The sequence below is a fragment of the Ruegeria sp. CDSB029 genome (genome assembly GCF_059611125.1).
This window is the reverse complement of record NZ_JBXWOX010000034.1, coordinates 22,722-29,568: the sequence shown is the minus strand read 5'-3', so window position 1 is coordinate 29,568 and position 6,847 is coordinate 22,722. Positions and strand designations below refer to the sequence as shown.

The 6,847-nt window shown below is 52.9% G+C and carries 7 protein-coding genes; 2 read left to right on the top strand and 5 right to left on the bottom strand.

The features are described 5' to 3' along the window. Positions 1–1,494: 1,494 nt before the first annotated feature. Complete coding sequence (locus AC2FI8_RS23310) at positions 1,495–1,878, top strand: hypothetical protein (RefSeq protein ID WP_282169983.1); 384 nt, start codon at positions 1,495–1,497, stop codon at positions 1,876–1,878. 559 nt (positions 1,879–2,437) lie between these two features. On the opposite strand, the gene AC2FI8_RS23305 is transcribed toward AC2FI8_RS23310, so the two are convergent. The 4 genes from AC2FI8_RS23305 to AC2FI8_RS23290 all read right to left on the bottom strand — a co-directional run bounded on the left by AC2FI8_RS23305 (position 2,438) and on the right by AC2FI8_RS23290 (position 4,635). Then, the gene (locus tag AC2FI8_RS23305; protein ID WP_282169982.1) at positions 2,438–2,770 is read right to left on the bottom strand and encodes a hypothetical protein; all 333 of its coding nucleotides are present in this window, start codon (positions 2,768–2,770) and stop codon (positions 2,438–2,440) included. A gap of 1 nt (position 2,771) precedes the next feature. Beyond that, complete coding sequence (locus AC2FI8_RS23300) at positions 2,772–3,293, bottom strand: hypothetical protein (RefSeq protein ID WP_496704870.1); 522 nt, start codon at positions 3,291–3,293, stop codon at positions 2,772–2,774. After that, the gene (locus AC2FI8_RS23295) at positions 3,293–4,063 is read right to left on the bottom strand and encodes a hypothetical protein (RefSeq protein ID WP_496704868.1); all 771 of its coding nucleotides are present in this window, start codon (positions 4,061–4,063) and stop codon (positions 3,293–3,295) included. The genes AC2FI8_RS23300 and AC2FI8_RS23295 overlap by 1 nt, the downstream gene beginning before the upstream one ends. An 80-nt stretch (positions 4,064–4,143) precedes the next feature. Continuing rightward, a complete protein-coding gene (locus tag AC2FI8_RS23290) occupies positions 4,144–4,635 on the bottom strand; it encodes a DUF805 domain-containing protein (RefSeq protein ID WP_496723428.1) in 492 nt (163 codons plus the stop codon). Positions 4,636–4,862: 227 nt separating this feature from the next. On the opposite strand from AC2FI8_RS23290, the gene AC2FI8_RS23285 reads away from it, so the two are divergent. Beyond that, positions 4,863–5,630 carry a DUF3658 domain-containing protein gene (locus AC2FI8_RS23285; RefSeq protein WP_282169978.1) on the top strand — a complete coding sequence of 256 codons (768 nt, stop codon included), beginning with the start codon at positions 4,863–4,865 and terminating at the stop codon, positions 5,628–5,630. Positions 5,631–5,827: 197 nt separating this feature from the next. Here the strand turns inward: AC2FI8_RS23285 and AC2FI8_RS23280 are convergent, their stop codons facing one another. Beyond that, positions 5,828–6,781, bottom strand: a complete 954-nt coding sequence (locus tag AC2FI8_RS23280) for an SDR family oxidoreductase (protein ID WP_282169977.1) — start codon at positions 6,779–6,781, stop codon at positions 5,828–5,830. Positions 6,782–6,847: the final 66 nt, after the last annotated feature.

Genomic DNA, 6,847 nt, shown 5'->3' with positions numbered 1-6,847 from the left:
AAACTCAAACAGAAATCGAACCAGAGCCTCCGTTACGAAAACGCCTCAGCTCTCCGAAAAACTCTGAAGACGGACACGATATCTTGGTTCGCAGTAATTCAGGGCCAAACTCTCTTTCATAGTAAAAGAACACGATCTCGATCTCGCGCTGACTTCCAACTTGTTGCTCAGAAACAAATCCTAACAGAGCGCCTCCGCGCATACGTGCTGACCTTGTACTCAGGCATCGACCGGTGCTGTTTACTACCAATTCCGCACAAAAAATCTTTCGTTCGGAAAGGTATCTTTCGTTCGTACTTCCCTAGTGTTCAGACGTGTACGGCGTGATGGCTTCCAAGTAGGCTGTGACGGGAGAAGCGCATTCTAAGCAGGTGTACTTGACAAATGCCTCACTAAACTCTGCAGACCAGATCTCTTCCTTTTCAAGGTTGGCGATAAGGTACGACCCGTCAAGGCGACCAAAGCGAGTGCCTTCTGCAAAGCTTGTCTGAGCGGATACAATTGTGGCGAAAGCCATCAGTTGAGTAAGAAGTTTCAATGGCCATCCTGCATTCAAGGTTTCTTATACTCATTAGGCTTTTGGCGTTAATCATAAAATCTGGCTCAAAGCTGTGCAACGACAGCTTCGTCCGCTCACCTGCTATTTGCCACCTCGTTCTGAACGTCAGGAATGTGCGGTTCGCGACTTGCTGCACGAGCGAGACTTTGGGTGTTGTCCAAGGTCAAGTAAGGGCTCATTCCGACCATTTGCTGCACGGAATATTTAAGGCCGCTTCGGTCCCAAAGGAAAATGCTGCTGCCAAAAAGGAAAAACTTTGGTGCTCGTACCATCATGGAGATTTGGTGGAGCCTAGGGCCACCATACCCTCATTGAAAACGCTGCGTTTTCCACCAGTTGGGACATCTCACCCCCACATAGAACCCCACATATTACTGAATTCTCCTGACTTCAACTGCTGTCAATTGGGCTAATGAAACCAATTTGGCAGTCCAAAACCTTGCTGTCGCGCGGTGCTATCTCCTTCATCCAGACAACTTGGCCAACGTGCGTTCAACACTGAGGAATGGAAATTGAGAATTGAGTGGGAGCATCCTAGGTGTGTTGCATGTCTTGTAACTAAGGAATTGAGCGTTGAGCATGTGATGCCAGATGGCCTTGGAGGCATCCTCACGTCTTGATTTCTTTGTGGGAATGCAACAGCCGATTTGGTTTTTCACTCGAAGGAGCGGATCACCTCGCTCTCGAACTCCGTAACCCACGGGTCAATCCCAAGACAGTGACAAGAACGCAAAGTTAAGCTATTATGTCAGTAATATTGACGTATAAATGACGAGATTGACGGTTCTATGCCCCATGACGAGCAACAAGCTAAACGCGGCCCGGATGGCAAGTTCCTGCCCGGGCACAAACCGCCAAAGTCAACCGGCCGACCGCGGGGTGCAAATGGCATTAAAGCACGCGCAGCACGGCTTGCGGGAGAACGGCTTGAAGAGATGCTCGGGCGCGCCACTGACGTAATTTCCGACGAGCTTGATAACGGCAATCCAACCGTAGCCCAATGGCTCGTTGATCGGGTTCGGCCTCCTGCACGCTCTGACTTCGTTCAATTGGCTGACAGGAACAAATTGAGCTCAATTGAAGATATCCTTGTCGCTTCAGAGCGGACCACAAATGCAGCATCGCGGGGCGAAATCAGCTTGCAACAGGCAAGGCTTCTTCAGGATGTCTTGGGTCGTCATGCCCAGCTCAAAGGGCTTGAAGAACTGTCCGCACTCCGTGCAGAGGTCGAGGAAATGCGACGTACGGATAGAACGACCGCCGCAATTGATAAGTCACTGCTACCAAAATGGGGCCGCCTGAGCGAGGAACAAAAATGAAGAGAGGGTCATGGACAGACAGCGGAGGAATGGCTGGAACTCGCCTGCCCATTTCTGATAGGACCGCCATCAAGGCTGCACTAAAAGAAGCAATCGAAGCGGCTGATAGGTTAGAGATATCGATCAAGCATTCTGAAAAGATAGGTGCTCTGCCTCCAAACCTGATGTCTGGCCAGCGTGAACTCTACGAGGCGAGACGACTACTGGCTTCGGGTATCGCGCACCTAGTAGAAAAGCGTTCTTAGCAACACTTGTACGGGCTGAAGCAAGAAGACGCATTTCCCGCTTCAGTAAAAATTTTCCGCAAAGCAGTCGTTCAAGCAAGTTGCAGCGAATGACTGCACTGAGGCCTTTGTGACAGATGCTGCGGCATACACATTTTGGCAGTAACGGCGGATTGCGGCCATTCGCTGCGGTTTGCACCAAGGTCCGCTCTGCGGATGCCGTAGGCTGGATCACTTGGCTGACGCCAGCATCGTGGCAAAGACAGGTCTTCACTCTACCTGACGTGTGACAGGCCCACTTTCCAGAATTGGGAGTCCGTCCTGAATTTACAGGTTCAGCGGTAGGGCAAGCTGAAGAACGAGAAGCTGTTCGTCTGGGTGACTATGCGTGATCCCGTCTCAGCCATAAGCGTTTGCATTGCTGAGCTGCCCGTCGGACACGCTACAAGATCGGCGGCATCATCAAGAAAGTCTACGGTGAATGCGCTTTCGCCGACAAGTTGGCATTCATCCGACGGGCTGCGGTAGCCGCGAACAAAGACGAGATCGGGGTCCGGTTCGCTGACCGCAACCTCAACCGGCGCCTCAATACATCCAGTGAGTAAAAGCGTCGCTGGCAAGATAAAGAAGGATGCCAATAGCTGCTTCAAGTGAATAGTTGTTGCCATTCTACTTCTCCCATTCCGCGGCTGTGCTACGCCAAATGCCATCTTCTGCGTCCCAGGCGCTTGCAGTGACACATGGGGTTGGATTGATCCCGCCGCATTGCGACCCGTGAACATCGGTGAGAAGAACACGGTTGGGACCAAGATCTACGACATCCCAACCTTGGTTGAGGATAGAGCTAATGACATCACCCACAAGGAAGTGCGACATGCATCCGCCAGTTCCGCAATACAGGGACGCGGCCGACGAGCAGGCAAAGAACACCTCGTTCAACACCCAGTCAGTTTTCAGATCTCCGTCCAGATCCACGCGCACAATAGCGCCCCATTCCAATGCAAATTCACCGTTCTCAAAGTCAGAGCAGGCTTGTTGCGCCTGATTGATCTTTTCTTGAAGCTGCGCCGGGAGCTCAGATATCTCTGAAGCACTGGCAGGCTGCGGCAATGTTAAAGCCGTCGCAAGCAACGCGCAGAAATGCATCCTGACAATCGAAACAAGGCTGGATTCGGCGCTCGATCTCGGCATCAGTTGCATTGGTCGTACCGATAATCGCCGAACTCCAGCCAGTTTTTCCTCTGGTTCCGGAAGATCAGAAATTCGGCCCGATCCTCCGCCAGTAGGGCAACAACGAAGTCCTTGACCAATTCGGAGTTGCCGAAATAGCTGTATGAGGTCATTGCCCGCTGGGTTTCGCCGTTCACGGTGACGCGCGCGTCCCACTCATCATTGGCATCATCGAGGATCACGAACTCGATTTGCCGTTTGACCCCACCGCCGCCGCAATAGACCACGCCTTCTGGTGCCTCCATAGGCGCGGAGGTTTGGTCCAATGCCCGACATTCGGCCCGGAGTGACTGGATGGCTGTACCTGATCCCTTAAGATCAAAAATGCCGTAGCTGACGTCTTGATCTACCATCGACAGGTTCAGGGTGGCGTTTGCGGCAATCTGGTCGAGGACGAACGCATAATCCGCCTCGTCGCTGAACTGGATCTCGACAGGATAGTTGTCGACGATCTGGACGAACGAGTTTTCGCGTCCCATCTGAAAAGCAGCAACTTCTTGCGATCCGTTTATCAGAAAACGAAAAGAAAGGCCGTTCTTTCGTACGATATCCTGCGAATCCTCATACCCGGCCGGGGCGAACCTGATCCTGTCGCACTGCAACTCCAGCGTCATGTTGTTTGTCTGAATAAATGCATTTGGCAACGGGCTGCCGCTGAAGCCCCATTCGGCCAGTGCAGGGGCCGCCGACAGACAACACATCAGACACGCAGACCAGAAAGTGTTTTTCATTTTTAACTCCCAAAGTTCCTCGTACGAGGAGGCAATAATGGTTCTCCAGCATTGAGGTGCCAGTGAGTGGTCATGTAATGCTATGACGGTGCGCCATATTCATTCGTTCCTTCCTGTGAGGGTCGCGAAAGCCACCAGATCATCAAGAGAGAAAGGACAAGTTGAATCGCGTACATGACCATCAAACCGGTTGCACCGAGAAAGGCTGCTGGTTCTCTCAAAGTCTCAGGGTCTTCAACGCCAGTTTCGAGCGCTGAAAAAACTGCAACCCCGGTCAGCAGCATGAACATCGTTGCGATACTGAAGGCCATTGGAAGGAGAAGATACCATCCAGGACGACCTGTATCATGTAATCGACGCCACCCCGCGGCGAGCATCGGAAGCAACATCGCCAGTTGGAAAACGGAGTTCAACAAGTTCGATCCCTCTTCTGTTTCCGGATCAGTGCCAAAAAGGACCGAACTGAGTACCGCCAACCCAACGCTGACCAGGACGACGAACAGAACAAACCACCAATATTCTGATCTCTGCGCGCGGCCCGAAAACACGACATATTTGGACAGGCAGGTCATGACCGATTGCGTGAAACCCATTGTAAAACCCCTCGTTTTGCTCTGGCAGTCCTATATTTACATCTTGAAAGGCTTACGAAAAACAGCGGCAGTGCAAGTTTCATGTGCAAGTGGAAAAATTCAGACTGGGAAACTGCGCGGAAAATGATTTACTTCAAGCTGCGTGCCCCCAAGCCGGGACGTGTCCCCTGACAACCCAAATCGCGCTCTTAAGCCAAAGGTAACCAATGTCACAGCCCGCATATCTACATCTGGTTTTGGGAGGAAGTGCCGGAGGTTGTCTACGCGCGGCAGTTGCAACTTACGGCCTGACAGGGCACGTGGATGTGTTCGATGATGATCTGAGCCACGGGCCTTTGAACGACAAACAATCGCGGGCGGCATATTTCAGAGAGCTTTTCCAAAACTATGGCCAGTTGCCTGACGATCCCTTTCCGTCACTAGTCGATTTCGACCGGATCTCGGCCCATTTGACGCAGGATCTCACGCCGGAAGTTTGCATATGGGCGGGTGAGAATGCATCAGAGCGGACGTTTTTGGAGATGGCATGTCATGGCCTGCGCCTTTTCAAAGGTTCGGTGACCCGAGTTGGAACGACTGGCTTAAAGTCACTGCCGTATATAGGTCCGCAAACTCCGGCTTTACTGGCGAGCCTTTTTGATCAACGCGAAGCGGTAGACCCGGTCACAAGAGCAACACTTTCTTCTGATTTTCTGCGCCTGCGAGACAGTGGTGCTACACTGCGTATATGGGAAGCAGGCAAGATCGTCGATGTTTCCGACAATCTCTATGACAGTCTACTTTTATCATGCTGTGCAACAAACTGGACACCTGCTGCGCGCGTTGTCGGTACGGCCATGGGGCGATGCGACGAACACAACTTGTTGGGTGATGTGTTCTTATCTGGGAGGCTTCAGCATCTGATCATGCAAGGTATGATTGAGGCATCTGGCCCTCAAACAAGCCTGCGAGACTTTGACGTGCGACGTAGATAACGTTGCCGAACGTTACAGCAATACTTACGTTCAAAGAGGCGGAGGCTAATTGACTGGAGTTAGGGGGAATTGAGCATTCTTTGGAGCCTAGGGCCGTCTTTCAAAAAGCGACCCTTACTGCGCGCTGCGATCATATTTCCGCGTCCTTTAGGCTGAACCGATCTGCATTTGCTTTGCCGGTTCCGGTGGCAATGGGATCAGAGGTTCCACTCGAACCCAACTGCTTTTTCGGACACCTCCCAGAGACGCGACATAACAGCCTTGTCATGGGCATGCGCGTTCAGTGTGCCTTTGCCGACCGGGCCGACCGCTTCCAGACGGCCCGTCGGTCCATAAAGGGCGCGCTGCGCGCTCAGAGCCTCTTCGGTGGCACACATGACCTCAGGGTATGAGCCTTGTTCTGCGGTCTGGACCATCGGCGTCTTGGTCATCAGCCACCAGATGAAACGCATTGTGCGGCTGCCGCTTGTTGTGATCAGAGACGTCGCCGATGAGCCGGGATGGCAAACGTAGACCTCAACATAGGTGCGCCGCGCCGCGGCCAGACGGTCCTGCAGTTCGTAGGCGAACATCATCTGCGCCAGCTTGCTCTGCGAATATGCGGCGTTTGCGCCGTAGCCCTCACCCCAGTTCATGTCATCGAACTTGATTGTTTTGAGACCCATGTTGTAGCCGAGGCTCGCAACGACCACGATCCGGCCCTTGCATTCCGCGATGCGGTCAAAGAGCAGACCATTGAGCAGAAAATGTCCGTAGTGGTTGGTGCCAAGCTGGCTTTCGAACCCGTCGACGGTCAGCTTGCGCGTCGGCACCTGAGCGATGGCCGCATTGTTGATCAGCGCGTCGATCCGAGGCACCGTCTTCAGAACTTCTTCGGAAGCCTCGCGCACGTTATCCAAAACGGACAGGTCCATGCGGATGAAGCTCACATCTGCTTTCGCGCCGAATTCCTGTTTCAGGTCCGCGATTGCCGCCTCTGATTTCTCGGTAGAGCGGTTCAGCATGACCACCTTGGCGTTTTTCTTGAGAAGGATGCGCGCGGCCTGAAAGCCTGCGCCAGCGTTTGCACCGGTGATGATGTAGGTTCTGCCCGACTGGTCGCCGAGGCGCTCGGGTGTCCAACCTTTAGGTCCGAATGTCGTATCTGCCATATTCTATCTCCTTCCAGCCTTGGCCGGCGGTTGTGGTGTTATTGCTTGAACGCACAGATAGAATCT